Raw genomic sequence first — 24,649 nt, 5'->3', positions numbered from 1 at the left:
CAGCAATAGTTTTTGCTTATATCTCAGCAACCGTGCAATTTATTATCTCCGGTTGATGATAATATTTTATAAACTTTAGCCTCTCAAATAAATGGCATTACCCATTGAGTTTGCAGCGTGATTTATTCAACGCAGAGGCCAGCACAAGGTATTGATATTTACTGGGTGCTTTGTGTGCTCAATGCCATTACCGCACTGGCTACGGTGAACAAGCCAATAATCCAGGCCATTGTCCACGGCGTTCCATCACTGAGCAGTGCCAACAGCAACGAAGAGATAATCCCGCTGCCGTACTGCAATGACCCCATAAAGGCGGATGCGGAACCAGCAACGTTTGGTACTGAATCCAGCGCGGCGGCGGTAGAGGTTGCGGCAATAATGCCGTTCATCGAGAAGAAGACAAAAACGGCCGCCACAATCAAAATCAACCCACCAATTTCTAGCTTCGCAGCAGCGGCCAGAACCAGAGCGGCAACGGCGGCAGTAACGACGGCGAATTTAAGCAACACTTCCAACGGATAACGCTGCACCAGACGGCGGTTTATCACGCTCATGCCCATCAGCCCAACAATGTTCAACGCAAATAGCCAACCGTAGTGCTGCGGCTCCACGCCAAAATAAGTGATGTAGACAAACGGCGAGCCGGTAATAAACGCGTAGGCCGCGACGTAATAGAAGGTCAGGCACAGGGTAAAACGCATGAAAGTAGTGTTCGTTAGTAGCGCGTAGTAGTTACGAAATGCGCTGGGTAACGAGGCTTTTACCCGCTTTTCTTGCGGCAATGTTTCAGGCAACCAGAACAGTGAAATAAACATCATCCCGCCAATCACTGCCAGCAACCAAAAAATTGCGTGCCAGGAGGTGATTTTAATCATCTGCCCACCGAGCAGTGGCCCGGCAATGGGTGCAATCGCCATAATGATCATTAATGTTGATAGCATTTGCGCGGCACGCGTCCGGCTAAACAAATCGCGGATCATCGCTCGCGCCAGCATCGGCCCGGTGCAGGCACCCAGAGCCTGGAACACGCGCCAGAAAACAATCTGCGAAATGTCGGTGGAAAGTGCGCAGCCTACTGAGCCAATCATAAACAGCGCCATACCAATAAATAAGGGCAGGCGGCGGCCAAAGTGATCGCTTAACGGCCCCCAAATCAACTGGGCGACACAAAAGCCCATTAAGAACCCGGTTATCGTCAGTTCTGCATTGCCGTGCAGGTCCTGGGCCATTAATGGCATGGCTGGCAAATAAATATCAGTCGATAAAGAAGTGAACGCCATTAACGCGCTAAGAATAATCACGAAAGAGAGGCCGGCCGTTTTACTGGCTGCGGTCTGCACGCGCGCCTGAGAGTCAATCATAGAATTTCGTACCCAAATAAGTCAGGCGCTTATAGTAACGACTGCGCGCAAAAAGATAATCCAGGATAATCGGATAGCCATTATGAATCGTGCTCATGAATGTATTTAACGCCAGGGGAAATCCTGGTTGCTCTCCAGCCTGCCGAGTTTGTCCTATGCTTACTGTCTGCGTTTGAAATGCCAACAGGAGAAAAGTATGAGTGATAACAAAAACATACCCGCAACCCGTAACGAAACACACGCCGATCAATTCCCTACCCCACCCTTTCCCCATCAAAAACAGCCTTTCCCTGGGCTTGCCGGGAAAATGACGCCGCGCCCCGATCACGGCGAAACATCCTATAAAGGCAGTGGCCGTCTGGCGGGGAAAAAGGCACTGATAACCGGTGGTGATTCCGGGATTGGCCGGGCGGTAGCTATCGCCTTTGCGCGCGAGGGTGCGGATGTTGCAATCAACTATCTGCCTGAAGAAGAGGAAGATGCTAAAGAGGTTATCGAATTGATTCGCGAGGCTGGGCGTAAAGCGGTTGCCATTCCCGGAGATATTCGCGAAGAGTCATTCTGCCAACAGCTGGTGAAACAGGCTGCGCAAGAGCTTGAGGGATTGGATCTGCTGGTGAACAATGCGGGTCGTCAGCAGTATTGCGAGTCGATTAAAGATCTCACTACAGAAGCCTTTGATGCGACGTTCAAGACCAATGTTTACGCCATGTTCTGGATAACTAAAGCCGCGTTAGATTATCTGCCGCGCGGTGCATCTATTATTAATACCTCGTCGGTTCAGGCATATCTCCCCAGCGAAATTCTGCTCGATTATGCCCAGACCAAAGCGGCCATTGTGGCATTCACTAAGTCGCTGGCAAAACAGCTTGGGCCAGAAGGTATCAGGGTAAATGCTGTAGCGCCCGGCCCATACTGGACTGTTTTGCAGTGTTCCGGCGGTCAGCCACAAGAGAAAATTGAAAAATTCGGTGAGTCCGCGCCGCTTGGCAGACCAGGGCAGCCTGCAGAAATTGCCGGGATGTATGTGACGCTTGCCTCGCCTGAGTCGAGCTTTACGTCAGGCCAGGTGTGGTGTTCAGATGGTGGTACCGGGACGCTGTAAAGTGCGGCCACAGAACGGGGATGCCTTTCTCCGTTCTGGCACTTTATTTGGATTCTGGGACGATGGAAATATGACCGTTGGTTTCGAGGATCGCAAACTTAATTTCATCAAGCCGGGTAATGCCGTGGTCAACTCTCGCCATTAACAAAATATCGTCGCAGGAAATATCGGCTTTTTTCATTTTGTCCTGAAAAAGGTAGCCATTTTCCACCAGAATAACCGGCGTTCCATCAAGTAGATCATCCGCTCCCGGCAGATATTTTTTAATCATGCCAAAAAGAATATCCACCACAATTAAAGTGACGATCGTAATCATCGCGCCGGTCACTGAAAAATCATTTCCCAACAGTGCCTGTTGGGTGGCCTCACTAATAATCAGCAGTAATATCAGGTCAAATGAGGTCATTTGCAGCAAGGCACGCCGGCCCGCAATCTTAAAAACCACCATCAATATCAAGTAAATGGCAAGAGCCCTTAATACCATATCCATTGTCTGGCTACCTCAGGGATAGATAATTTGCCGGAACGTAATATCCGGTCCGCCATCAACCGCTATCGTGCTTTTAATCAGGCCTGCTTTCATCGGGGTAAGACTTAGCCACAGTGTTTGCTGCGCACCTGCTGTAGGTTTGTCATATTCAATGATCATTTCTCCATTAAGGCTGTACATTTTATCCGGCTGCGGTTGCAGAGAATCAACGCGAAAACTCTCCATAAAATCACCGCCAAAAATAATACGGTTGCCATCACCAGGGGATGAGACTGAAACAATTTTCATGTCAGCATCACTCATCAGCCGATTGAATTTTTCATAATGAAGAGAAAGCGTCCCATTGGTATTGGAAAGGTGAGAATCACTCAGATAACCCTTTGAAAATATCCCGCACAAGGCGGCAACAACAATCAGCAACAGCAGGACAAAACCATAGCGCCGCACCTGAAAGTCAAAGTTCAGCCAGAACGGTTTTTCGACAACGGGTGAAGATTTATCGGCGGGTGTTATTTTCATTATTTTCATCCGGCAGGAAAGGGGCTGCCGCGAGAATAAGCTCACTGCGACTTTTTGAAGTCTAGTCAACGCATTGAAGGCGCGCCACCGTCGCGCTTTGATTAACTGGCAGCGAAAGCTCGAATAGCAATGCCCTTCTCTTCCAGCAGGTTACGAATCTGGCGAACCATTTCGATAGCGCCTGGGCTGTCGCCATGTACACAGATGGAGTCGGCTTTGATAGGGGTAAACTGGCCTTCGATGGATGTCACGCCACCCTGGGTAATTAGTTGCAGCATACGTTGTGCTATGAGCTGCGCATCATGCAGTACGGAGCCAGCCTCACGGCGAGAAACCAGCGTACCATTAGCGTGATAGGCGCGGTCGGCAAAGGCTTCAGCAATAGTTCGTAGCCCTTTTTTCTGTGCCAAATCCAGCACACAGGAACCCGCAAGGCCCACCAGCGGTAAACGAGGGTCAATGACAAGGATAGCGTCGATGACCGCCAAAGCCTGCCGCTCGTCCTGGGCAATAGTGTTATAGAGCGCACCATGTGGTTTTACATAACGCACTTGGGTGCCCGCCGCTTTCGCCAGGCCTTGCAGTGCGCCAATCTGGTAAATCACATCAGCGATTAATTCATCTCGGGCAACGTCCATATTACGACGACCAAACCCCACCAAATCAGGATAGGAGACGTGTGCACCAATTGCCACGCCTTGTTGGGCTGCCTCTCGCAGTGTTGATAGCAGTGCAGCCGGGGAACCAGCATGGAAGCCGCAGGCAACGTTGGCACTGCTAACAAGTTTCAGAATCGCGGCGTCATCACCCATCGTCCACGCACCAAAACTCTCTCCTAAATCGCTATTTAAATCTATCGCTGTGACCATCGCTGCCTCTTCGCCCAATCACTTATCTATTGATAATTAGCATACATTATTTGCGTAGCGGGACATCTTTCATCAGCAATGAGAGCAAAAATGCGAGCACTACTACACACGCCGAAATCATGTACACCGAGTGCAAGGCCGAACCAAATGCCTGCAAATAATCATTCTGCAGCGCTGCCGGAAGTTCATGTACCGCTTTCGCACCCAGTTGGTGTGGCAGTTGGACATCCGGTGGGATCAGCTCAATAAGTTTGTTTTGCAGCACGTTAGTAAAAATCGCACCGAAAGCCGCGACACCTATCGAACCGCCAATCTGGCGGAACAGCGTAGTACTGGAGGTCGCAACCCCAATCAGTTTCTGCTCAACGCTATTTTGTACCGCCAGTATCAGCACCTGCATCACCATCCCGAGGCCAAATCCCAGCAGTGCGATATACATATAAAGAATATGAATCGACGTATCTATTTTAAGCGTACCGAGCAATGCCATGGCAATGAATGTCACCAACGTGCCAAGAATGGGGAAGATACGATAACGCCCAATTTTGCTGATGATGCGCCCGCTAATAATCGAAGTCAGCATGAGTCCGCCCATCAGCGGTAACAACTGAATCCCCGCTTCCGTCGGCGTGGATGACTTCACCACCTGCAAATAAAGCGGCAGGAAGGTCATCGAACCAAACAGCGACATGCCGATGATAAAACCAATCAGGCAACTTAATAGGAATGTACGGTCACGGAACAAACCGAGCGGAATAATCGGCTCAAAAGCCCGCTGTTCTTCATAGATAAAGCCACCAAGCGTCACCACGAAGAAAGCAAATATGCACCACAGTTGGGGATCGGACCACGCCATTACCGTGCCGCCCTGGCTGGTAAACAGAATCAAACAGGTCAGCGACGCCGCAAGATAACCCGCACCGAGGAAGTCAATTTGGTGGCGAATACGTGCCGTTTGCGGTTTTAACACCGCTCCAATCACCAGCAAGGCGAAAATACCCAACGGCAAGTTGATGTAAAAAATCCACCGCCAGGAAAAATGCTCCACCAGAAAACCGCCAATCAGCGGACCAATGACCGTAGCGAGCCCAAACACCCCGCCAAACAAGCCCTGATATTTCCCTCGTTCAGCCGGAGGGATGACATCACCCACTGCCGCCATTGTCACGACCATCAGGCCACCGCCGCCCAACCCCTGCAACGCACGCATTAGAATCAGTTGCGTCATATTCTGCGCCAGGCCGCACAATGCCGAGCCAAGTAAGAACAGTACAATAGCGACTTGCAGGACAATTTTCCGCCCAAGCAAGTCGCCAAATTTACCGTATAGCGGCACCACAATTGTTGAAGAGAGCAAATAAGCCGTCACCACCCAGGAGAGTTTTTCCAGCCCACCCAACTCGCTGACGATCGTCGGCAAGGCGGTAGACACGATGGTCTGGTCGAGTGCCGCAAGCAGCATGACCAGCATCAGCGCGGAAAACAGCAAACGAATCGATGCCGTTTGCTGTTGCGTTTCTGTCTGGGGCGTTTCGGTGACTGTCATTTTATCTGCCGGGTTGTAATTAATTAACTGGGTAATTAATATAGATGGAATAGTTTCATACGGTCAATGGAGTGCGCACAAAATGTCACCTGTAAACGGCCCTGATAAATCCGAAAATAATATTGATAATGGCCAAAAACGTCGCCGCCCTGGCCGCCCAGCAGGCACCAGTAACAACACCGATAAGCGTGAGCACTTGATTGATATCGCGCTGAAGCTATTTTCAAATCAGGGGATTGCACAAACCCCTCTGAGCGCCATTGCCGCGGCTGCAGGCGTGACACCAGCCATGCTGCATTACTATTTCAAGACCCGCGAACAATTGCTGGATGTATTAATTGATGAGCGTTATATGCCGGCGAGGGCATCAATGGGTGGCGCTTTTGAGCTACACCCAAACGACCCGGTGGGTGCGCTGACCGCGTTGACGCAGAAATTCATTGATGTCTCGTTGCTTTATCCGTGGTTTGCTCCGCTTTGGATAAGAGAAGTATTGAGTGAAACCGGGTTATTGAAGCAACGAATTGATGCCCGTTTCGGCACAAAAGAGAAACAGTCGGCGGTGAACTGGATTCACAAATGGCAGGATGAAGGCCGCTTAAACCCAGATCTCGACCCGGAGTTTCTCTTTATTTCGCTGTTCGGTTTAACGCTAATGCCGGTTGCCCGCTTGCAACAGGAAATTCGTAATGGCGATTCCCGCCTGAGTGCTGAAAGGCTTTCAAGCCATATTGCTGCACTGCTGAAATCTGGGGTGGGTAATCAGCACCTGGATTAAAAATCAAATATTTCCGGCACCATTCATAACTCATATCAATGATTAGGCTTTTTCTTAGTTTACCCGTATTAAAAATGATGGATTATGCTCGCGCCAGATTATGGCGTTTCGCTTCGGCGGCTTCTTCTCAATTTTGGGTTAAACAGCAATGAAAAAAGTAATGTTGATGTTGGTTATGGCCGCAGCACTGGCTGGTTGTAGTTCTCCTGCTCAGCGCATGGCAGATTGCCAGGCACAGGGAATCAGTAAAGATACCTGTTATCTTTCAGAGCAGAACCGACAAAACTCTGTTAATAACGCAGCGATGAAACAGGCAATGGAAAATGCCCACGACGCAGTAAAATAAGTCTGATAACCATCGTTAATACAGGCTCAAAAGAGCCTGTTCTTCATCTCATCCCCGCCAGACAGCCACCCACATAACCAATTGAATTTAGTTGACTTTATAACCACTTATTTATGTGAAATGTAAAGTTTAAAAAATGAATGTCTTAGCCGTTTGTTGACGCTTGTATTTAGCCTGATATGGGGAGTACATTAGCGCCGGCGAATCGATGAATCGTTATCAAAATGCAATATGAAACGGCTTTATCGAGTGAAGTAAATCCCAAAACACCCGAACTGCGGTTTCATCTTTCTATACTGAATTTTTAGCACGATTGCGCGGAAACACGCGCGGAGCAATGTAACGTGAAATATTTCATGATGGGCTTATCGTTCATTTTGTTAGTGTGGGTGGGTACGTTTGTGATGATGGTTGAATAACCTGAATATCGAACTATCAAACATTGAGAGACAGGAGCCATAAGGCTCCTGTTTTCGTTTTTATTCGGCTAAATCTGAAGAAGATTTCTGCGTGGTTGGTAATAAACCGTCCGCACGGAACATGGCTTTAATGCCTCGTACTGCCTGGCGAATGCGGTCGCGGTTTTCAATCAGAGCAAAGCGAACATGCGTGTCGCCGTAATCACCAAACCCAACACCTGGCGAAACGCACACTTTCGCATCCTGAAGCAGCTTTTTAGCAAACTCCAGTGACCCCATCTGCGCGTACTGCTCAGGGATTTTCGCCCACACATACATTGACGCTTTTGGGCACTCAACCATCCAGCCAGCTTCATGCAAGCCCTTAACTAAGACATCACGGCGGCGTTTGTACTGCTCGGCGATATCACGTACACACTGCTGATCACCTTCGAGCGCCGCAATTGCCGCGACCTGTAGCGGCGTGAATGTGCCGTAGTCATGGTAGCTTTTGATCCTGGCAAGCGCGTTGACTAACTCTTTATTGCCCACCATAAAACCAATGCGCCATCCCGCCATATTGTAGCTTTTCGACAGCGTGAAGAATTCAACGGCCACATCCCGTGCACCTGGGACTTCCATTATTGACGGGGCTTTCCAGCCGTCATAGACGATATCGGCATAGGCCAGGTCATGCACCACTAGCACGTCGTAGCGTTTTGCTAAAGCGACAACCTTTTCGAAAAACTCCAGTTCAACACACTGTGCTGTTGGGTTCGACGGGAAGCCGAGGATCATCATTTTCGGTTTTGGATAGCTTTCGCGAATAGCTCGTTCAAGCTCGGCAAAGAAGTCGACGCCTTCCACCAGCGGCACCGAACGAACTTGCGCACCGGCGATGACCGCACCGTAAATATGAATGGGGTAACTTGGGTTTGGCACCAGTACCATGTCGCCATGATCGAGCGTTGCCAGCATCAGGTGTGCCAGTCCTTCTTTCGAGCCGATAGTGACAATAGCTTCGCTTTCAGGGTCGATTTCGACGTCATAGCGGTCTTTGTACCAGCGCGAAATCGCGCGGCGCAAGCGCGGTATGCCTCGGGAAGTCGAGTAACCGTGGGTGTCTTCACGCTGTGCGACAGTGCAGAGTTTCTCAACGATGTGCGGTGGGGTTGGGCCGTCAGGGTTGCCCATACTGAAATCGATGATATCTTCGCCGCGACGACGCGCCGCCATTTTCAGCTCAGCGGTGATGTTGAATACATACGGAGGGAGACGATCGATACGCGAAAAACGACGCTTTGGACTGGAGTCAGCCATAAATTCCTCAGATTAACGTTAGCGCCCGGACCGTCCGAGCGACGCTGCCACGCGATGTGGCCTGCTTAGAAAATAGCCTGAATAAAAAACATCTGTCGAGAGGAAAAACGAAATATTTTTATGATGCACAAAAAGAGGATGCTTCATTTGAAGCCAATCCCTGTTTTATTTGATAGCCATCGACTACATTAACCATGTCGCAACATTCATATAACCTCTTTCTAATAGACGTGGAGTTTCGCCATGACCCTACACATTGATGACTTACCGCGTGCAATCCGTGAGATAAAACAAAAGCTTCGCCACGAATTGCCGGACTACAAAGCTGTGTTTGAACAACTCGAAGGCGATATGCAGCACCAGATCGACGCAATCCGTGATGAGATGGCCCATGGTGAAAATCCGGTACCACAAATCAACGCCGACGATATCGTCAACAATCGTGTAAGTGAGCAACAAAAAGCCCTGATTCGCCAGCGCGGTTGCTGCACTGTAAAAGGTGTATTCCCACAATCCCAGGCTCAAGCCTGGAATGAAGAAGTGGGAAATTATCTGGAGCGGAATAACTTTGTCGAAAAACTAAAGAACGCTGCAGAAGATAACTACTTCGGCAATCTTGCTGCCAGTAAGCCGCAAATTTACGGTATTTACTGGTCTAAACCACAAATTGAAGCTCGCCAGCATGCCCGTATGAAAGCGGTACAGGTTTTCCTGAATAATTTATGGGAAACCGAAAGCAACGGTAAGCAACATTTCGATCCGAATCGTGTTGTGAGTTACGCTGACCGTACTCGCCGCCGCCCGCCGCGCTCTAACTCTTTGGGCCTGTCGCCACATGTCGATGGCGGTTCAGTTGAGCGCTGGCTGGATGAGAATTTCCGCCATGTTTACCGCCATGTGTTTACCGGTGACTGGCAAAATTACAACCCATTTGCTGCGGAAGGCCGTACCGAAGTACGTGAGTTCCCATCCCCAGCAGTGTGTTCCATGTTCCGTACTTTCCAGGGTTGGACGGCACTTAGCCCACAACGCAAACATGGCGGCACGCTAACATTACTGCCGATCGCAAACGCAATGGCCTATATCTTACTGCGCGCACTTCAAGACGATGTGCCGGAAGAATCCTTATGTGAAGCAAAGCCAGGGCGAGCACTATCCATTAACGAGCAATGGCATCCCCTTTTATTAACAGGGATTTCCTCAATTCCAGATATGGAAGCAGGTGATACCGTGTTCTGGCACTGCGATGTGATCCATGCCGTTGAAAATGAACACCTTGGAGAATTCGACAGTAACGTGATGTATATCGCTGCAGCTCCGTGGTGTGAGAAAAATGCCGCCTATCTCGAGCGCCAGTGGCCAGCATTTGTTGAAGGAAAATCACCACCAGACTTCGCGGCCGATGATTTCGAAGTGGATTTCACGGGGCGAGCCACGCCTGCGGATTTAACTGACGCAGGGCGGGAGCAATTGGGCGGGAAGTAATCGATTCAGTTGTCGGATGTCACTAGCTTAATCTGACCGACAAAAAGCTGTAAGACCGTTGTGGGGGGTGGATTAGCGCAAGCGACATCCCCTCTCTTTTCACCAAAAGATACCTTTCTGGTAACCGCTGGGTAATTTCCTTATCATTGCCTTTCCATTCTTTGTCACGCGAGTCACCCGTGCACGAAATTTTTAACATGCTGCTGGCGGTATTTGACCGGGCGGCGTTGATGCTTATTTGCCTGTTCTTTCTAATTCGCATCCGCCTTTTCCGCGAGCTTCTGCATAAAAATGCCCACACGCCCAAAGAGTTATTAGCAGTCACCGCTATTTTCTCCATGTTTGCTTTGTTCAGCACCTGGTCTGGTGTACACGTTGAAGGCTCGCTGGTGAACGTGCGTATTATTGCCGTCATGGCCGGCGGGATCTTATTTGGCCCTTGGGTAGGTATCATCACCGGTATTATTGCCGGGACACACCGTTATCTAATTGATATTGGTGGCATAACTGCTGTTCCCTGCCTGATTACCAGCATCGTTGCGGGCATTATTTCTGGGTGGATAAACCGTAAAATACCCAAAGAGAAACACTGGAGTGTCGGCATAATCGCCGGGATGCTGTGTGAAACTATGACCATGATTCTGGTGGTGCTATGGGCGCCATCTGTCGGGCTTGGAATAGATATCGTTTCGAAAATTGGTATTCCGATGATCCTCGGAACGGTCTCTATTGGCCTGATAGTGGTGCTGGTGCAAAGTGTTGAGGGTGAAAAAGAGGCCAGTGCCGCACGCCAGGCCAAACTTGCACTAGATATTGCCAACAAAACACTGCCACTGTTCCGCAACGTTAACAGCGAGTCATTGCGCCAGGTCTGCAATATCATTCGCGAAGATATTAATGCCGACGCGGTGGCGATTACCGATATCGACAAAGTACTGGCCTACGTCGGGTTTGGAGAGAATAACTATAAACAGAACGACGATGGTATCAGCCCAAGAACGCAACTCGCGATTCGAGAAGGCAAAATCATTATCCGCAATGATGATGAGGCTTATCGCACCCCGGAAATTCACTCGCTGATAATTATTCCGTTATGGGAAAAAGGTGTCGTCACCGGCACGCTTAAAATCTATTACCGCCACGCGCACCAGATCACTTCCACATTACAAGAAATGGCGGTCGGGCTTTCGCAGATTATCTCCACTCAACTGGAAGTTTCTCGCGCCGAGCAGTTACGCGAAATGGCAAATAAAGCTGAGTTACGCGCTCTACAAAGCAAAATTAACCCTCATTTCCTGTTCAACGCGCTAAATGCGATTTCATCCTCTATTCGTATGAATCCAGATACAGCGCGCCAGCTTATCTATAACTTGTCGCGCTACCTGCGTTACAACATTGAATTAAAAGACGATGAGCAGATCGACATTAAAAAAGAGCTGTATCAAATTAAAGACTATATCGCTATTGAGCAGGCGCGTTTTGGCGACAAGTTGACGGTGATTTATAACATAGACGAAGAGGTTAACTGCCTGATTCCAAGCCTGCTGATTCAGCCGCTGGTTGAGAACGCGATCGTGCATGGCGTGCAGCAATGCAAAGGCAAAGGTGTCGTCACCATCAGCGTGGAAGAGAGCGGGAATCGTGTGCGTATTGCGGTGCGCGACACCGGGCATGGTATCGATCCGCAAGTTATTGAACGCGTAGAGGCCAACGAGATGCCAGGCAATAAAATTGGTCTGTTAAATGTGCATCATCGCGTAAAATTACTCTATGGAGAGGGGTTGGTTATCCGCCGCCTTGATCCGGGGACGGAAATTGCGTTTTACATTCCTCACGCCGCTACTGTCGTTCCGCCGTTATTGTCGCAGCAAGGAGGAAATGCATGAAAGTTCTCATCGTAGAAGATGAAGTGCTGGCGCAGCAGGAGCTTAACTGGTTGATAAAAGAACATAGCCAGATGGAAGTGGCTGGTATCTTTGACGATGGTATGGATGTACTGAAATACCTGCAACATCACGAAGTTGACGCTATTTTTTTAGATATAAACATCCCTTCTTTAGATGGCGTGTTATTGGCGCAAAACATCAGTAAATTTGCCCATAAGCCGTTTATCGTGTTTATCACCGCGTGGAAAGAGCACGCAGTGGAGGCCTTTGAACTCGAAGCGTTCGACTACATTCTGAAGCCATACCAGGAATCGCGCATTATCGGCATGTTGCAAAAACTGGAAGCTGCTTACCAGCAACAGAATGCCCCTGCCTCTGCCAACAGCCCAAGCCGTGAAGCGCTAACCATTAACCTGGTGAAAGATGAGCGAATTATCGTCACCGACATCAACGATATTTATTACGCCGAAGCGCACGAGAAAATGACGTTTGTTTATACGCGACGTGAAGCCTATGTGATGTCGATGAATATCAGCGAGTTTTGCCACAGGTTGCCCGAAAGCCACTTCTTCCGCTGCCACCGTTCATATTGCGTTAACTTAAGCAAAATCCGCGAGATAGAGCCGTGGTTTAACAATACTTATATTTTGCGCCTACGGGATTTGGATTTTCAGGTGCCGGTGAGTCGCAGCAAGGTAAAAGAATTTCGTGCGTTGATGCGCTTGTAGACCATAATGTCGGATGTCGCTTGCGCTAATCCGACCTACGAAAACTGCTACAGAACCTGACCCAACGTCTGACGCAAATGAGCGCCAGCACCGAGCAGCCCCGGTTGATCGTGAACAATCAGGTACACCGGGATTTTTTGCACGTACTCTTTAAAACGTCCTTTGTCCTCAAAACCACCACGGAAACCGGATGCTTTAAAGAATTCCAGGAAACGCGGCACGATCCCACCTGCTATGTAAACACCACCAAACGTTCCCAACGTCAGAGCCAGGTTGCCACCAAAACGCCCCATGATCACACAGAACAAAGACAGCGCGCGACGGCAGTCGGTGCAGCTATCTTCGAGCGCTCGTTCAGTAATATCTTTCGGTTTATAACCCTGCGGTTCGCGACCATCGGATTTAACAATAGCGCGGTACAGATTCACCAAGCCTGGTCCCGAGAGCACTCGTTCAGCAGAAACATGGCCGATTTCAGTGCGCAGTTCTTCGAGGATAATCCCCTCTTCTTCACTGTTTGGCGCAAAATCAACATGACCGCCCTCACCCGGTAGGCTAACCCAGCGTTTATCAACGTGAACAAGATGCGCCACACCAAGCCCGGTACCTGCACCATATACCGCAACAGGTTTGCCTTCGATTGGCTCACCGCCGCCAAACTTAATCAGATGCTCATCTTTGATCATCGGAATAGCCATCGAGACAGCGGTGAAGTCGTTAATGATTTCCAAATGTTCAAAGCCAAGATTTTTTTTCATCTCAGCGGTAGAAAATGCCCAGGTATGGTTGGTCATCGCCACCCAATCGCCGGTAATCGGGCAAGCAATTGCGATACAACCGTCAGTCACATTAACACTGTGCTCTTTGAGATAATGCACCACAACCGCTTCCAGGCTTGGAAAATCGAGGCCCGAATAGGTTTTTGCCTGAGTGATGTCGCCATTTTCTACATTGCACAGTGCCAGACGTGCATTGGTACCGCCTACATCTCCTACCAAAGCATATTTTGTCATTCTTCCACTGCTCCGCTAAAGTCAAAATAAGTCCTGACAACACTGTAAAATTAGCTAGCCTAAACAACAACGACCAGATGAGAAGTGCCTTGGGATTATAGATCTTCGTCACAGATTAGCTTGAGCGTTTCAGCCCGTATTGCTGAAAGGCAAGATGTGTTATCTGGCAGACTGTATGTTGTGGCGATTTTGCGTTAAAAAAATTTTAGTTAAGGAAAAATCATGCTCCATCCGCGAGCCAGAACCATGCTGGTGCTTTCCATTCCGGCACTGGTCATTGGGATCTGTTCCAGCCTGGTATTAATTGTGGTGATGAAAGTTGCCGCTGTCTTACAAAAATATTTATGGGTGTCACTTCCCGCCCGATTCGATCTCGATATGAATTCACCGATGTGGATTTTATTGATGCTGACCTTCACCGGGATTGCAGTTGGGTTGGTGATTCGCTATATGCCAGGACATGCAGGCCCTGACCCTGCCACTGAACCGTTGATTGGTGCGCCAGTTAGCGTAATGGCGTTGCCGGGTTTGATTATTGCGCTATTGCTAGGGCTTGCGGGTGGTGTAAGCCTCGGGCCTGAACATCCTATTATGGCGGTAAATATCGCGCTGGCGGCGGCTATTGGCGCACGCTTGTTGCCAAAAGTCGGGGCGCTCGACTGGACGATTCTTGCCGCAGCCGGAACCATTGGCGCACTGTTCGGCACGCCGGTGGCAGCGGCGTTGGTATTTTCCCAAACGCTCAACGGCAGCAATGATGTTCCTTTGTGGGACCGACTTTTTGCACCACTTATGGCAGCAGCAGCCGGAGCAATGACCACAGACTTGTTCTTCCACCCTGATTTCTCTTTGCCTTCTTTGCAATACACGGAACTGCGCCTGGTGGATATTTTCAGTGGTGCCGTGGTGGCAGCTATCGCTATTGCATTGGGTATGGTTGCCGTCTGGTGCCTGCCACGTATGCATCGTTTAATGCACCAGCTCAAACACCCGGTGTTAATTCTTGGGATTGGTGGCTTCCTGTTAGGCGTATTAGGGCTGATTGGTGGTGAAGTCACGCTATTCAAGGGGTTGGATGAAATGCGCCAGCTCGCCGCTGGGCAGCATTACTCTGTAGCAACATTGCTGATGTTTGCGGTGGTAAAACTAGCTGCATTGGTGATTGCTTCTGCATGTGGATTCCGTGGCGGACGCATATTCCCAGTGGTATTCGTTGCGGTCGCACTTGGGATGATGCTCCACCAGCATGTTGAAGCGGTTCCGGCTGCCATTACGCTATCTTGCGCCATCCTTGGCCTGGTGTTAGTCGTTACGCGCGATGGTTGGCTCAGCCTGTTTATGGCAATGGCTGTGGTGCCCGACATCAAACTACTCCCACTGCTGTGCATCGTGATGTTGCCAGCCTGGCTGATGCTTGCAGGTAAACCGGTAATGATGGCGGAGAAGCCTAAGGTTTAATCCTTAGCGGCATTGCGCTTAGCAAGCGCTGCCGTAACGGCCTGCAATAGTTCGGGAATATCTTGTTTCGGCAGAACGACCTCCACAAGCGTAAGTCGTTCTGCCAACGCCACCTTCTCCATCACTTCTTCAAGCTGCACTTGCTCAGTCACTCGCCAACATTGCGCAGGGTTGTGAATATTCATCGCCTGCGGAATTTGCGTCCAGTTCCAGGACGCTATGTCGTTATAACGCTGCTCTGCACCATGAATTGCACGCTCAACGGTGTAACCGTCGTTATTGAGCAAGAAGATCACCGGGCGTTGTCCATCGCGCATCATCGAGCCAATCTCCTGAATCGTAAGCTGCGCCGACCCATCCCCCACCAGCAATACTACGCGACGATTGGGGCAGGCGGTTTGCGCCCCAAACGCGGCCGGGAGGGTAAAGCCTATCGAACCCCACAACGGCTGGCTGATAAAAGTCACCCCGGCGGGTAAGGTCAGCGTCGCCGCGCCAAAAGCGGCGGTTCCCTGGTCTGCAAGAATGATATCTCCCGCCCGCAGGAATTTTTGAATTGATTGCCAGAACGCATGCTGGTCTAGTTTTCCGCTAGTCGCTTCGGGCAGTGCTGGCGGCTTTTGCTCTGACCCGGGCCAACCGGAAACCTGGTGTTTGCACAATTGATGCAAGACCGACACGGCTTGTGCCATCGCAATGCCGCTGAACCAGCGTTCACCGATTCGGGTGGCATTTGGTTGAATGTCGATAGTCTGCTGAAGGGTAAGATGCTGAGTGAACCCAGCGGTAAGCGTATCGGTAAACTTAACGCCCACACAGATAACCAGCTCGGCCGTTTCAATCGCCTGAATCACCGTTGTATCGCTGGCAGCGGCGCTGTAAGTGCCTACAAACCCCTGCTGACCTTCATCAAATAACCCTTTGCCCATTAGCAACGTTGCGTGAGGCATCGGAGTGTCATCCATCCACTGTTGCAACGCTTTTTGCTGTCCAAAACGTAGCGCCAGAAAATCCGCTAATAAGGCCACACTGCGGCTTTCAGCCAGGCGTTCTTGTACACAGACACGGAATTCCGTCAGTAACGCGGGATCGGTAGAGTGTTGTGAGGCAAGTAACGGTTTTGTTGGGCGAGTAGCGGGGGCCTGAGAGACATCGCCAGGTAATAACAAATAACCTGGACGGCGTTGGGTCAAAGCTTGCTGCAAAACGCGGTCGATTTCATAGCACGCATTTTCTACAGTGAGGGAAGCCTGGGCCACTGTCACTTCCTGCGACATACGCGCAAAGTGCCGGAAATCACCGTCGCCTAATGTGTGGTGCATTAACTCACCGCGCTGTTGCGCCCCAAGGCATGGCGCGCCGACGACATGGATAACCGGTAAATATTCAGCGTAACTTCCAGCGATGCCATTAATAGCACTTAGCTCTCCTACCCCAAAGGTAGTGAGCACAGCAGCCGCGCCATTACAGCGAGCATAACCATCAGCAGCATATGCAGCATTTAGTTCGTTGGCACACCCCACCCAGGCAAGGGTCGGGTTATTAATCACATTGTCCAGAAACTGTAAGTTGTAGTCACCGGGAACACCAAACAGATAGGTAATTCCAGCTTCGGTGAATCGGTCCAGAAGATAGTCTGCGACAGTGTAAGACATAACTCATTCCTTCTCAGAGGGCTTACTGTGAGTATTGGGCATATGTGATCGCTGTCGAGGATCAATGAGAATAAGAGTGTGGAAAGAGGGATTTACACGTAACTGCGGTGTAGTCTGAAGCCCGTAATGTTGTGAAAACGTATACACTAAGTTGGGCATTATTCACTTACCGGGAAACTAATATGGTCTATCAGGCAAATCCTGCGCGTTATGAATCAATGGAATATCGTCGTTGTGGGCGCAGCGGACTCAAACTACCCGCCATTTCTCTAGGTTTATGGCACAATTTTGGCGACAGCACGCTACTGGACAACAGCCGCCAGTTGTTGCACCGCGCATTTGATTCCGGGATTACCCATCTGGATCTGGCCAATAACTATGGGCCGCCTCCGGGTTCTGCTGAAGAAAACTTTGGCCGTATCCTGCGTGAAGATTTCCTTCCATATCGTGATGAACTGATTATTTCCTCCAAAGCGGGCTACACCATGTGGGATGGGCCGTATGGAGATTGGGGCTCGCGTAAGTATCTAATTTCAAGCCTTGATCAAAGCCTGAAGCGTATGGGGCTGGAGTATGTTGACATCTTCTACCACCATCGCCCGGATCCAGAAACACCACTTGAAGAAACCATGCGCGCACTGGATACCGTGGTGCGTCAAGGTAAAGCACTGTACGTTGGCATCTCAAATTACCCAGCCGAACTCGCCGCTCAAGCCATTGATATTTTGAACGACCTCGGTACTCCATGCCTTATCCACCAGCCACGTTACTCGATGTTTGAGCGTTGGGTTGAAGGCGGTTTACTGGACGTTCTGCAAGAAAAAGGCGTGGGTAGCATTGCCTTTTCTCCCCTGGCTGGCGGCCAACTGACCGATCGCTATCTTGATGGTATTCCTGCTGATTCCCGTGCCGCAAGCGGCAGCAAGTTCCTTAATGCTGACCAGCTCACAGATGAAAAACTGGAGAAAGTTCGTAAATTGAATGATATCGCGCAACGTCGCGGGCAGAAACTTTCCCAAATGGCGCTCGCATGGGTGCTGCGTGGTGACAAAGTTACATCAGTGCTGATTGGCGCCAGTAAAACCAGCCAGATTGATGACGCAGTCGGCATGTTAGCCAATCGTCACTTTACGGCAGAAGAACTGGCTGAAATTGAAGCCATCTTAGTGTAACCGTTATCACTATCTGATTTAATTACGAACTAAATTAGCAAAAAGTGCTCTCCTCAGCGAATTAGGAGTTGTGGTGATGAAACACTTAGTTACCACAACTTACTATACCGCTAACAAGCCGCTCTGGCGGTTACCGTGTAAGGGGAGAGAGTATGTTCAGGTCACTGATTCTTGCGATAGCATTACTGGCATCTGCACCAATGATGGCGAATGCGGGCGAAATCACCCTGCTGCCGTCAGTTAAGCTTCAAATTGGCGATCAGGATTATCGCGGTAATTACTGGGATGGCGGCGGCTGGCGCGACCGTGATTACTGGCATCGTAATTATGAATGGCGTGACCGTGGCTGGCATCGCCATGATAACGGCTACCATCGTGGCTGGTATAAAGACCGCGGCCGTAACAGCTTTGAGAAAGGCTATCGCGCGGGCTGGAACGATCGTGACGATCATCGTGGCCGAGGCCGTGGCGATCATGGACGTGGGCACGGTGGTGGCCATCGCCATTGAGGCTAATGATTTAAAAATGGGAGCTAAGGCTCCCATTTTTTTGTTTTCAATTTACCGTCGTTATTCCCCTCCTCATGCCTGCGAGCTTTGTCATTTTGCCTTTCTCTGCTTAGAAATGTGAATTGGGTCAATATTTTTACGGGCAAATCCTGCGCTTCAAATGTGCCATTATTTGGCCTTGCCAGAACTCTGAGATAACGTGTCTTATAGCATGGCAAACACACCTCAGGGATATTGTCATGAACGCTAACTTTAAGAATGAAATACAGACATTCGGGCGCTCGTTATTATTACCCATTGCGGTGCTGGCGCCTGTCGGCATGGTGATGGGGATCAGTAGTGCACTGGGTCAAAGTTATATGATTGATAAGCTACCTATTTTAGGTAATGCTTATTTCAAAGCTATTCTCTCTTCTCTGGGATTAATCAGCAGCGTGGTATTCCAGAATATCCCATTATTATTTGCCATGGGTGTCGCTTATGGCATGTCAAAAAAAGAGAAAGGGATTGCCGTTTTCTCATCCATCGTCGCCTATTTAACGCTACTAATTTCCATGCACGTCCATTTGAAATTGATGGATCAACTGGCAAGTGGCGATCTCTCTTTAGTGGGCCAGGGAATGGTGCTGGGAATACAGACCCTTAAGATTGAGGCGCTGGGGGGAATTATTGCTGGTTTGCTGGCGGCGAAAGTGACTGATAAATACTACAGACTCCAACTTCCACTGGCCTTTGCGTTCTTTAGCGGCAAGAAGTCTGTTGCCATTCTCTGTATCGCTTTTACCATTCCCGTTGGCCTGTTAGTACCGTTTATCTGGGATGTTTTCACCGCCGGGATGAGAAGTATTTCCACCATCATGATGGCTCCCAATATCGGCGCTGGTATTTATATGACGCTAAACCGTTTACTGATTCCGTTCGGTTTACATCATGTACTGAGCTCCACCGTTCGTTTTACTGAAGCGGGTGGTACTTATTTAATTGATGGACAAACTTACGTCGGTATTTTACCGGCGATGAATAAAATCCTGTTTGAATTAGGGCCGAATCACCCGGCATGGAAAGAGTACATGCCAACATTAACCAGTTATACCGCCTCATCACAAATGCTGACGACATTATTCCGCGTGCCAGCCATTGGTCTGGCGATGTATCACATGGCATATTTTAAGAATAAAAAATTTGCTAAAGGGATGATTCTTACCGTGGTATTAACCGCGATGCTGGGAAATATCACCGAACCGCTGGAGTTTTCCTTCCTGTTTATTGCGCCAAAATTGTTTGTTGTTTATTCAGTACTGTGTGGGCTGTTGACCATTCCTTTGCAGTGGCTGGACGTTTCCGTCGGTTATATCCGCGGCACAATTTTCGACTTCGGTATTTTTGGTTTGATGTATGAGAACACCCATTGGGTCAGTCTGGTGCTGCTGGGACTGGTGAACTTTGTGGTCTTCTATCTCGTCTTCCGCTGGGCGATTGGTAAGTTTGATATTAAAACGCCAGGCCGTGAAAGTGAGATGGCTGACAGCACTCTGCTCAACAATAAAGAGTATGACAAAGTTGCCGCGCTGGTTATCGAAGGGTTGGGAGGTAAAGCCAATATCAAACGTGTGGAAAACTGTGTTTCTCGTCTGCGCATCGACCTTAGCGATCAGAAGAAACTGGATATGGCATTACTTAAAGAATCTGGTTCGTTGGGGACTTTTATTCCCTCGAGCAACCATATTCACGTGGTCTTTGGCCCGCACGTCGAGTTCGTTCGTAATGCGGTTGATGATGTTTTGGCAGGCCACAAATCACATTAAGAGGAATAATCATGCGCGCACTTTATGATTCAAAAAGTAAAACCATCGACGATAAAGGAATGAAAGCGTTATTCACTCATGAAGCCCGTGTGCAATCCTGGCTCGACGTGGAAGCCGCTCTGGCGCTCGCCCAGGCAAAAGTGGGGATGATACCCGCTGACGCCGCGCAGGATATTGCCAACAACTGCAAGCTTGAGCGTATTGACTTAGCTGAAATAGAGCGCCTTCTGCGTGAGATTGGCCACGGGTTTGTACCGGTAATTAAAGTGCTGGTCAAAGCCTGTGACAAAGAGAGTGGCAAATATGTGCACTACGGCGTCACGACGCAAAATATTCAGCAAACGGCTCATTTGTATCTGGCGCGGCAGTTCCACCAGAAACTGATGGCGTTCGTCGACAGCACGCTGGTCAATCTCGCCCGGTTGGCGCTCGAACACAAGGCAACGCTAATGCCCGGACGTACCCACGGTAAACACGCCCTGCCCATTACCTATGGCTATAAAGTTTCGGTGTGGATTTATGAGTTACTGGGTGCAGTCGAACGCATGCAGGAAGCCGAAAAGCGTGTATTCACGGTAATGATGGGTGGCGCTGTCGGTGCATTTCATGCCACTGGCGAGCCGGGTCGTCAGGTACAGGACCTGGTGGCAGAAACATTAGGAATGCATTCAATGCGCGTTCCTTCGCGTAACGCCAGGGTTTATCGCGCCGAATACATAAGCAATTTATGCCTGCTGGCAACCACGTTCCACAAAATTGCTGAGGAGGTTTATCAGACTTCCAGCGAAGAGTTTGGCGAAGTGTCAGAAGCGTTTACCAAGGGGACGGTGGGCAGCAGCACCATGCCGCAAAAAGTTAACCCAAAACTGGCAAAAGGGATTATTGCCAACGCGCAGCGACTGTATGCCGTCATGACTTCAACTCTGTATGTCTGCCCTCGCCCATTTGAAGCCGATAGCTCCGCCTACTTTATCTTTGATGCGAATTTGCAGGAAAGCATGGAGCTGATGGCCGAAATTGTGCTCAGAGCGGAAGAACTGACGCGTACTATCGTGATCGATAAATCCCGTATGCAGCAGAATGTAATGCTCACCGGGGGGCTGATCAATAGCGAAAAAATCATGATGAACCTGGTGGATCGCTTAGGAAAAGATCCGGCGCATGAGCTGGTTTATACCCTGGCGATGCGCAGCACCCACGAAGGCCTGGAGTATGCGCAAGTTCTGCAAGCAGACCCGGTGATCCGCGATAATTTCACCGCGGATGAAATTAGTGAAATGCTCGATCCGCAAGCCTACACCGGCTTATGTGCCGTGCTTGCTCAAGAGCTTGCGCAATGCGTTCTCAACGGAAAAAGGCTGGCACATGACTGAAACTGTTGCTCTGAAATCAACGCGTATCATCACCCCTGATGGGTGTGTTGATGGGTACGTTATTTTTACCAACGGCAAAATTGAAGCTGTTACCCACAATTACCAAGGAGAAGCGCTTGATTACGGCGATCATTGGTTAATGCCCGGATTTGTGGATATTCATGTTCACGGCTGGGGGCGCGGCTCCTTTGCTTACAAAGGTGATAAAAACTCGCTTGTGCATATGAGCCGCGACCTGGTAAGCAGCGGCGTGACATCCTGGCTTGCGACGTCCGGGACCATGCCACATGATTTTCTGGAGTATTCGGTAAAAAATGCCGCTGAATATATCTCGGAGGTCACTCCGCAAGCGGGTGCTGAGGTGCTTGGGGTTCATATGGAAGGGCCGTGGATCAGCCCCAAACACTTAGGGATGCAGCGCGCGGACTGCTTACAAGCCCCTTCTGTTTCAGGATTCGAACATTTTAATCAACTGGCCGGAGGGAATATTCGGCTGGTGACGCTGGCCCCTGAGCTCGAAGGTGCTCTGGAGATGATTCGCCACCTTCATGCTAAAGGTATTACCGCTTCGGCCGGACATACCGACGCAACCTTCGATCAAATCACCGCCGCGATTGAAGCCGGGCTTTCGCATTTCACTCATGCTTTTAGCGCCATGCGCGGATTTCATCACCGCGAGCTAGGTGTCGTTGGTGCACTAATGTACTACCCGGATGTATACGCGGAAGTCGCCAAACAGAGTGGCATCACGATTAAGCCTCAGGCCTTCGATATTCTCTACCGTCTTAAAGGCGATCGGCGTTTAGTGCTGATGAGCGACTGCATGGGATATGCTGATTTCCCTGAAGGATACGAATTCCATCATTATCTGCGCCAGGAAACTTTCCGTATCCATAATGGGCAACTCAATATCACGGCGCAAAATGGCACCTGCCAACATATTTCACCTGACGACTGGCCGGCCATTTCAGGGCTGGAGATGAGTTTTCTGGATTCAGTGAAAAATATTGTTGACCGATTAGAGAACGGGCTGGTGTCGGTTGCACGCATTGCTTGCCACAACCCGGCTGTGCTTGCCGGAGCCGAAAAACGAAAAGGCAGTTTAACCGCAGGAAAAGATGCAGATATTCTGGTACTTAACGACGATTTAATCTTGCAGGATGTCTGGTGCCGGGGGTTAAACAGCCACTGCCCCGTTGAGGTAAATGGACTCAGATAAAAATTTCCGGGTAGTGTGTTTCAAGTAAACGGCGTAAATCACTACCCGTCACCCCGTCACATTTCTGCATAAAATGTTCAACGGCTATTTTCTTTTTGGCTCTGGATAAACCGTGCTTACGCAGTAACGAAATATCTTCCGGGCTTAAATGGAAATTCACCTTAATATAATCGAGTTGGTAATATCTAAGATAGCTGGATATTTTATTGGTGAAAGTCAGTAACAGATCAAATGGCATACCGCTTAACTGATGCAATTCGTTGATATTGATGCAGGCTATAATTTCAACGTGGAACCAAGCTTTAATCACTTCTTTAAAGTAGCCTACTTTGCTTTCTGATGAGTTAGTGACAATAACGATGCGTTTTTTCTGTTCATCTTGCAGGCGATTTTGTAGCTCATATTTTTTCAAAATCAGAATTAATGTCGCGATATGTGTTGATGAAAACGACACCTGATAGCCTTGCTCAATATTTTTTATTGCATCACAGGCAGCCTGATAAAGCGCAGGATAATGTTCCTGTACCTCGTGCAATTTTTTATCGTCAAACCAGAGATGGAATTTATTCTGCACAATAGAAGTATAAATAAACTGATAAATTTCAGCAAAAAAAGACGACTGGTTATGAATCGTTGCCTGCAGTGCTGGGGCTATATTGTGGAAAAAATCCCGCACTAATGCCACTAATTGGCTGTCGTAAATAGTGAACGGGCGCCAGGTAAATGTCAGCGATGAAACAAGTAAATCGAGGAAGCGATTCTCTTGCTCATCGTCAAGCAAACTGAAATTCATAGCGGTAATAAACGCCAGCGATGACACATTCTGAAGGATATGCCTGCGCCCTATGCGGTGTAATGCAATGCTCATGTAAACCAGGAAGTACTTTTTCCCGTTGTATCCCAGGCTTAGACGTGTGGCGATCTCTTGGTTGTAGTACGCCGCCGCACGCTCAATTTCGGGCCCGCAGGTTTGCAAAAATTGACTGGCGATGGCTCGGTTGACAGGCTCGTTAGCTTTATGAATGACCAGAATATTATCTTCGCCGATTTCAACGGTTTTCAAAATCGTCATACACACTGCTATGCGCAGCTGTATTTCGTCGCCGCATAAAGTGGTGCCAAGGCGATGAACGCTATTTACCGATAAATTTCTGGAGTCCAGATACTTCGCCAATGTCGGATTATCATTTTTTATCGTGCCGGCGCTGACATGGAATTTCTTGTAGTATTCACTTTTATTGACAATATCATGCAAACATAGTCCAACCAACAAATCACTGATTCGCTCTTCGGAATTAGTGAGATAGCGATTGAAGGTGATTTTTTCGAGAAATTCGATATACGCGCGATACTCCATTCGGGTAGTAATAAACTGGTTATCCAGATGGAGATAATATTCGTCGGGTAGTAGTTCGTTTATCTCTTTCATGGTGCGCTTTAGCGTAGAAAGTGTTTTACCAAAACGCACCGTGGCTTCCGAAATCAGTACTGGACTGTGTTCCTGAAGGTATTTAAGGAAAGATAAATCAAAACTGTTCATAGTCTTCTCAGATAAATACCAGGCCACAATTCACACAGCCGATAAATATACCCTTACCGGCATTGTAAAACCGT

Annotated in this window: 22 protein-coding genes; 13 read left to right on the top strand and 9 right to left on the bottom strand. The window is 49.1% G+C overall.

Translation table 11 applies throughout. The annotated features are described in order from the left end of the window. Positions 1 to 158 precede the first annotated feature (158 nt). On the bottom strand, positions 159 to 1,361 hold the full coding sequence (locus tag AC0IXI_RS06980) for a multidrug effflux MFS transporter (protein WP_471682158.1): 1,203 nt from the start codon (positions 1,359 to 1,361) through the stop codon (positions 159 to 161). 196 nt (positions 1,362 to 1,557) lie between these two features. On the opposite strand from AC0IXI_RS06980, the gene AC0IXI_RS06975 reads away from it, so the two are divergent. Further along, positions 1,558 to 2,466: an SDR family oxidoreductase gene (locus AC0IXI_RS06975; RefSeq protein ID WP_134185082.1), complete on the top strand. Its 909-nt coding sequence runs from the start codon at positions 1,558 to 1,560 to the stop codon at positions 2,464 to 2,466. Between the two features lie 43 nt (positions 2,467 to 2,509). On the opposite strand, the gene AC0IXI_RS06970 is transcribed toward AC0IXI_RS06975, so the two are convergent. The 4 genes from AC0IXI_RS06970 to AC0IXI_RS06955 all read right to left on the bottom strand — a co-directional run bounded on the left by AC0IXI_RS06970 (position 2,510) and on the right by AC0IXI_RS06955 (position 5,890). Further along, positions 2,510 to 2,956, bottom strand: a complete 447-nt coding sequence (locus tag AC0IXI_RS06970) for a DUF421 domain-containing protein (protein WP_064512841.1) — start codon at positions 2,954 to 2,956, stop codon at positions 2,510 to 2,512. Between the two features lie 12 nt (positions 2,957 to 2,968). Next, positions 2,969 to 3,475: a hypothetical protein gene (locus tag AC0IXI_RS06965; protein WP_134185080.1), complete on the bottom strand. Its 507-nt coding sequence runs from the start codon at positions 3,473 to 3,475 to the stop codon at positions 2,969 to 2,971. Positions 3,476 to 3,576: 101 nt separating this feature from the next. Then, positions 3,577 to 4,344, bottom strand: coding sequence for a LamB/YcsF family protein (locus AC0IXI_RS06960; RefSeq protein ID WP_471682157.1), 768 nt, complete (start codon positions 4,342 to 4,344; stop codon positions 3,577 to 3,579). Between the two features lie 46 nt (positions 4,345 to 4,390). Continuing rightward, the gene (locus tag AC0IXI_RS06955; RefSeq protein ID WP_471682156.1) at positions 4,391 to 5,890 is read right to left on the bottom strand and encodes an MDR family MFS transporter; all 1,500 of its coding nucleotides are present in this window, start codon (positions 5,888 to 5,890) and stop codon (positions 4,391 to 4,393) included. A gap of 82 nt (positions 5,891 to 5,972) precedes the next feature. Here AC0IXI_RS06955 and AC0IXI_RS06950 point away from each other — a divergent pair, with 82 nt between their 5' ends. The 3 genes from AC0IXI_RS06950 (at position 5,973) to ypdK (ending at position 7,433) form a co-directional block, all read left to right on the top strand. Continuing rightward, positions 5,973 to 6,668, top strand: a complete 696-nt coding sequence (locus AC0IXI_RS06950) for a TetR/AcrR family transcriptional regulator (protein ID WP_471682155.1) — start codon at positions 5,973 to 5,975, stop codon at positions 6,666 to 6,668. Positions 6,669 to 6,816: 148 nt separating this feature from the next. Beyond that, complete coding sequence (locus AC0IXI_RS06945) at positions 6,817 to 7,014, top strand: putative periplasmic lipoprotein (RefSeq protein WP_134185076.1); 198 nt, start codon at positions 6,817 to 6,819, stop codon at positions 7,012 to 7,014. A gap of 344 nt (positions 7,015 to 7,358) precedes the next feature. Continuing rightward, positions 7,359 to 7,433, top strand: coding sequence for a membrane protein YpdK (gene ypdK, locus AC0IXI_RS06940; protein WP_115631778.1), 75 nt, complete (start codon positions 7,359 to 7,361; stop codon positions 7,431 to 7,433). A gap of 60 nt (positions 7,434 to 7,493) precedes the next feature. Here ypdK and alaC read toward each other — a convergent pair whose 3' ends face one another. Beyond that, positions 7,494 to 8,732 carry an alanine transaminase gene (gene alaC, locus AC0IXI_RS06935; RefSeq protein WP_134185074.1) on the bottom strand — a complete coding sequence of 413 codons (1,239 nt, stop codon included), beginning with the start codon at positions 8,730 to 8,732 and terminating at the stop codon, positions 7,494 to 7,496. 243 nt (positions 8,733 to 8,975) lie between these two features. Between alaC and AC0IXI_RS06930 the strand changes: the two genes are divergently transcribed. From AC0IXI_RS06930 to AC0IXI_RS06920, 3 genes are all read left to right on the top strand, one after another. Next, positions 8,976 to 10,217, top strand: coding sequence for a DUF1479 domain-containing protein (locus tag AC0IXI_RS06930; RefSeq protein WP_413498704.1), 1,242 nt, complete (start codon positions 8,976 to 8,978; stop codon positions 10,215 to 10,217). A 179-nt stretch (positions 10,218 to 10,396) separates the two neighbouring features. Further along, the gene (locus AC0IXI_RS06925) at positions 10,397 to 12,103 is read left to right on the top strand and encodes a sensor histidine kinase (protein WP_134185070.1); all 1,707 of its coding nucleotides are present in this window, start codon (positions 10,397 to 10,399) and stop codon (positions 12,101 to 12,103) included. Continuing rightward, entirely contained in the window at positions 12,100 to 12,831 is a 732-nt protein-coding gene (locus AC0IXI_RS06920) for a LytR/AlgR family response regulator transcription factor (RefSeq protein ID WP_134185068.1), read from the top strand. Before AC0IXI_RS06925 ends, AC0IXI_RS06920 begins: the two co-directional genes overlap by 4 nt. 47 nt (positions 12,832 to 12,878) lie before the next feature. On the opposite strand, the gene glk is transcribed toward AC0IXI_RS06920, so the two are convergent. Further along, complete coding sequence (gene glk / locus AC0IXI_RS06915; protein ID WP_413498706.1) at positions 12,879 to 13,844, bottom strand: glucokinase; 966 nt, start codon at positions 13,842 to 13,844, stop codon at positions 12,879 to 12,881. Between the two features lie 222 nt (positions 13,845 to 14,066). On the opposite strand from glk, the gene AC0IXI_RS06910 reads away from it, so the two are divergent. Next, the gene (locus tag AC0IXI_RS06910) at positions 14,067 to 15,302 is read left to right on the top strand and encodes an ion channel protein (protein WP_413498707.1); all 1,236 of its coding nucleotides are present in this window, start codon (positions 14,067 to 14,069) and stop codon (positions 15,300 to 15,302) included. Here AC0IXI_RS06910 and AC0IXI_RS06905 read toward each other — a convergent pair. Continuing rightward, positions 15,299 to 16,957, bottom strand: a complete 1,659-nt coding sequence (locus AC0IXI_RS06905) for an alpha-keto acid decarboxylase family protein (protein ID WP_471682154.1) — start codon at positions 16,955 to 16,957, stop codon at positions 15,299 to 15,301. The genes AC0IXI_RS06910 and AC0IXI_RS06905 overlap by 4 nt on opposite strands. Positions 16,958 to 17,139: 182 nt before the next feature. Between AC0IXI_RS06905 and mgrA the strand changes: the two genes are divergently transcribed. From mgrA to nagA, 5 genes are all read left to right on the top strand, one after another. Next, complete coding sequence (mgrA, locus tag AC0IXI_RS06900) at positions 17,140 to 18,129, top strand: L-glyceraldehyde 3-phosphate reductase (protein ID WP_471682153.1); 990 nt, start codon at positions 17,140 to 17,142, stop codon at positions 18,127 to 18,129. Between the two features lie 152 nt (positions 18,130 to 18,281). Next, positions 18,282 to 18,638: a DUF2502 domain-containing protein gene (locus AC0IXI_RS06895; protein WP_064512870.1), complete on the top strand. Its 357-nt coding sequence runs from the start codon at positions 18,282 to 18,284 to the stop codon at positions 18,636 to 18,638. Between the two features lie 239 nt (positions 18,639 to 18,877). Then, the gene (locus AC0IXI_RS06890; protein ID WP_422568976.1) at positions 18,878 to 20,443 is read left to right on the top strand and encodes a PTS transporter subunit EIIC; all 1,566 of its coding nucleotides are present in this window, start codon (positions 18,878 to 18,880) and stop codon (positions 20,441 to 20,443) included. An 11-nt stretch (positions 20,444 to 20,454) separates the two neighbouring features. Further along, entirely contained in the window at positions 20,455 to 21,816 is a 1,362-nt protein-coding gene (locus tag AC0IXI_RS06885) for a class-II fumarase/aspartase family protein (protein WP_471682152.1), read from the top strand. Further along, entirely contained in the window at positions 21,809 to 23,035 is a 1,227-nt protein-coding gene (nagA, locus tag AC0IXI_RS06880) for an N-acetylglucosamine-6-phosphate deacetylase (RefSeq protein WP_471682151.1), read from the top strand. Before AC0IXI_RS06885 ends, nagA begins: the two co-directional genes overlap by 8 nt. Here the strand turns inward: nagA and AC0IXI_RS06875 are convergent. After that, positions 23,028 to 24,575 (bottom strand): PRD domain-containing protein, encoded by a 1,548-nt coding sequence (locus AC0IXI_RS06875; RefSeq protein WP_424221690.1) that lies wholly within the window; start codon positions 24,573 to 24,575, stop codon positions 23,028 to 23,030. The two genes, nagA and AC0IXI_RS06875, sit on opposite strands and share 8 nt — an antisense overlap. Between the last annotated feature and the right edge of the window lie 74 nt (positions 24,576 to 24,649).

The sequence above is a fragment of the Buttiauxella sp. AC038 genome, from assembly GCF_979253565.1.
Note: the sequence above shows the minus strand (reverse complement) of the source record. Positions and strands in the feature narration are given on the sequence as shown.

Excerpts from the sequence above, each read along its gene's own strand:
- AC0IXI_RS06960 (WP_471682157.1), bottom strand. The coding sequence starts at position 4,344 with ATGGTCACAGCGATAGATTTAAATAGCGATTTAGGAGAGAGTTTTGGT.
- AC0IXI_RS06875 (WP_424221690.1), bottom strand. The coding sequence starts at position 24,575 with ATGAACAGTTTTGATTTATCTTTCCTTAAATACCTTCAGGAACACAGT.
- AC0IXI_RS06950 (WP_471682155.1), top strand. The coding sequence starts at position 5,973 with ATGTCACCTGTAAACGGCCCTGATAAATCCGAAAATAATATTGATAAT.
- AC0IXI_RS06890 (WP_422568976.1), top strand. The coding sequence starts at position 18,878 with ATGAACGCTAACTTTAAGAATGAAATACAGACATTCGGGCGCTCGTTA.
- AC0IXI_RS06955 (WP_471682156.1), bottom strand. The coding sequence starts at position 5,890 with ATGACAGTCACCGAAACGCCCCAGACAGAAACGCAACAGCAAACGGCA.
- AC0IXI_RS06905 (WP_471682154.1), bottom strand. The coding sequence starts at position 16,957 with ATGTCTTACACTGTCGCAGACTATCTTCTGGACCGATTCACCGAAGCT.
- AC0IXI_RS06965 (WP_134185080.1), bottom strand. The coding sequence starts at position 3,475 with ATGAAAATAACACCCGCCGATAAATCTTCACCCGTTGTCGAAAAACCG.
- alaC (WP_134185074.1), bottom strand. The coding sequence starts at position 8,732 with ATGGCTGACTCCAGTCCAAAGCGTCGTTTTTCGCGTATCGATCGTCTC.
- AC0IXI_RS06920 (WP_134185068.1), top strand. The coding sequence starts at position 12,100 with ATGAAAGTTCTCATCGTAGAAGATGAAGTGCTGGCGCAGCAGGAGCTT.
- AC0IXI_RS06975 (WP_134185082.1), top strand. The coding sequence starts at position 1,558 with ATGAGTGATAACAAAAACATACCCGCAACCCGTAACGAAACACACGCC.
- AC0IXI_RS06980 (WP_471682158.1), bottom strand. The coding sequence starts at position 1,361 with ATGATTGACTCTCAGGCGCGCGTGCAGACCGCAGCCAGTAAAACGGCC.
- AC0IXI_RS06970 (WP_064512841.1), bottom strand. The coding sequence starts at position 2,956 with ATGGATATGGTATTAAGGGCTCTTGCCATTTACTTGATATTGATGGTG.
- AC0IXI_RS06885 (WP_471682152.1), top strand. The coding sequence starts at position 20,455 with ATGCGCGCACTTTATGATTCAAAAAGTAAAACCATCGACGATAAAGGA.
- mgrA (WP_471682153.1), top strand. The coding sequence starts at position 17,140 with ATGGTCTATCAGGCAAATCCTGCGCGTTATGAATCAATGGAATATCGT.
- AC0IXI_RS06910 (WP_413498707.1), top strand. The coding sequence starts at position 14,067 with ATGCTCCATCCGCGAGCCAGAACCATGCTGGTGCTTTCCATTCCGGCA.
- AC0IXI_RS06895 (WP_064512870.1), top strand. The coding sequence starts at position 18,282 with ATGTTCAGGTCACTGATTCTTGCGATAGCATTACTGGCATCTGCACCA.
- nagA (WP_471682151.1), top strand. The coding sequence starts at position 21,809 with ATGACTGAAACTGTTGCTCTGAAATCAACGCGTATCATCACCCCTGAT.
- AC0IXI_RS06945 (WP_134185076.1), top strand. The coding sequence starts at position 6,817 with ATGAAAAAAGTAATGTTGATGTTGGTTATGGCCGCAGCACTGGCTGGT.
- glk (WP_413498706.1), bottom strand. The coding sequence starts at position 13,844 with ATGACAAAATATGCTTTGGTAGGAGATGTAGGCGGTACCAATGCACGT.
- AC0IXI_RS06930 (WP_413498704.1), top strand. The coding sequence starts at position 8,976 with ATGACCCTACACATTGATGACTTACCGCGTGCAATCCGTGAGATAAAA.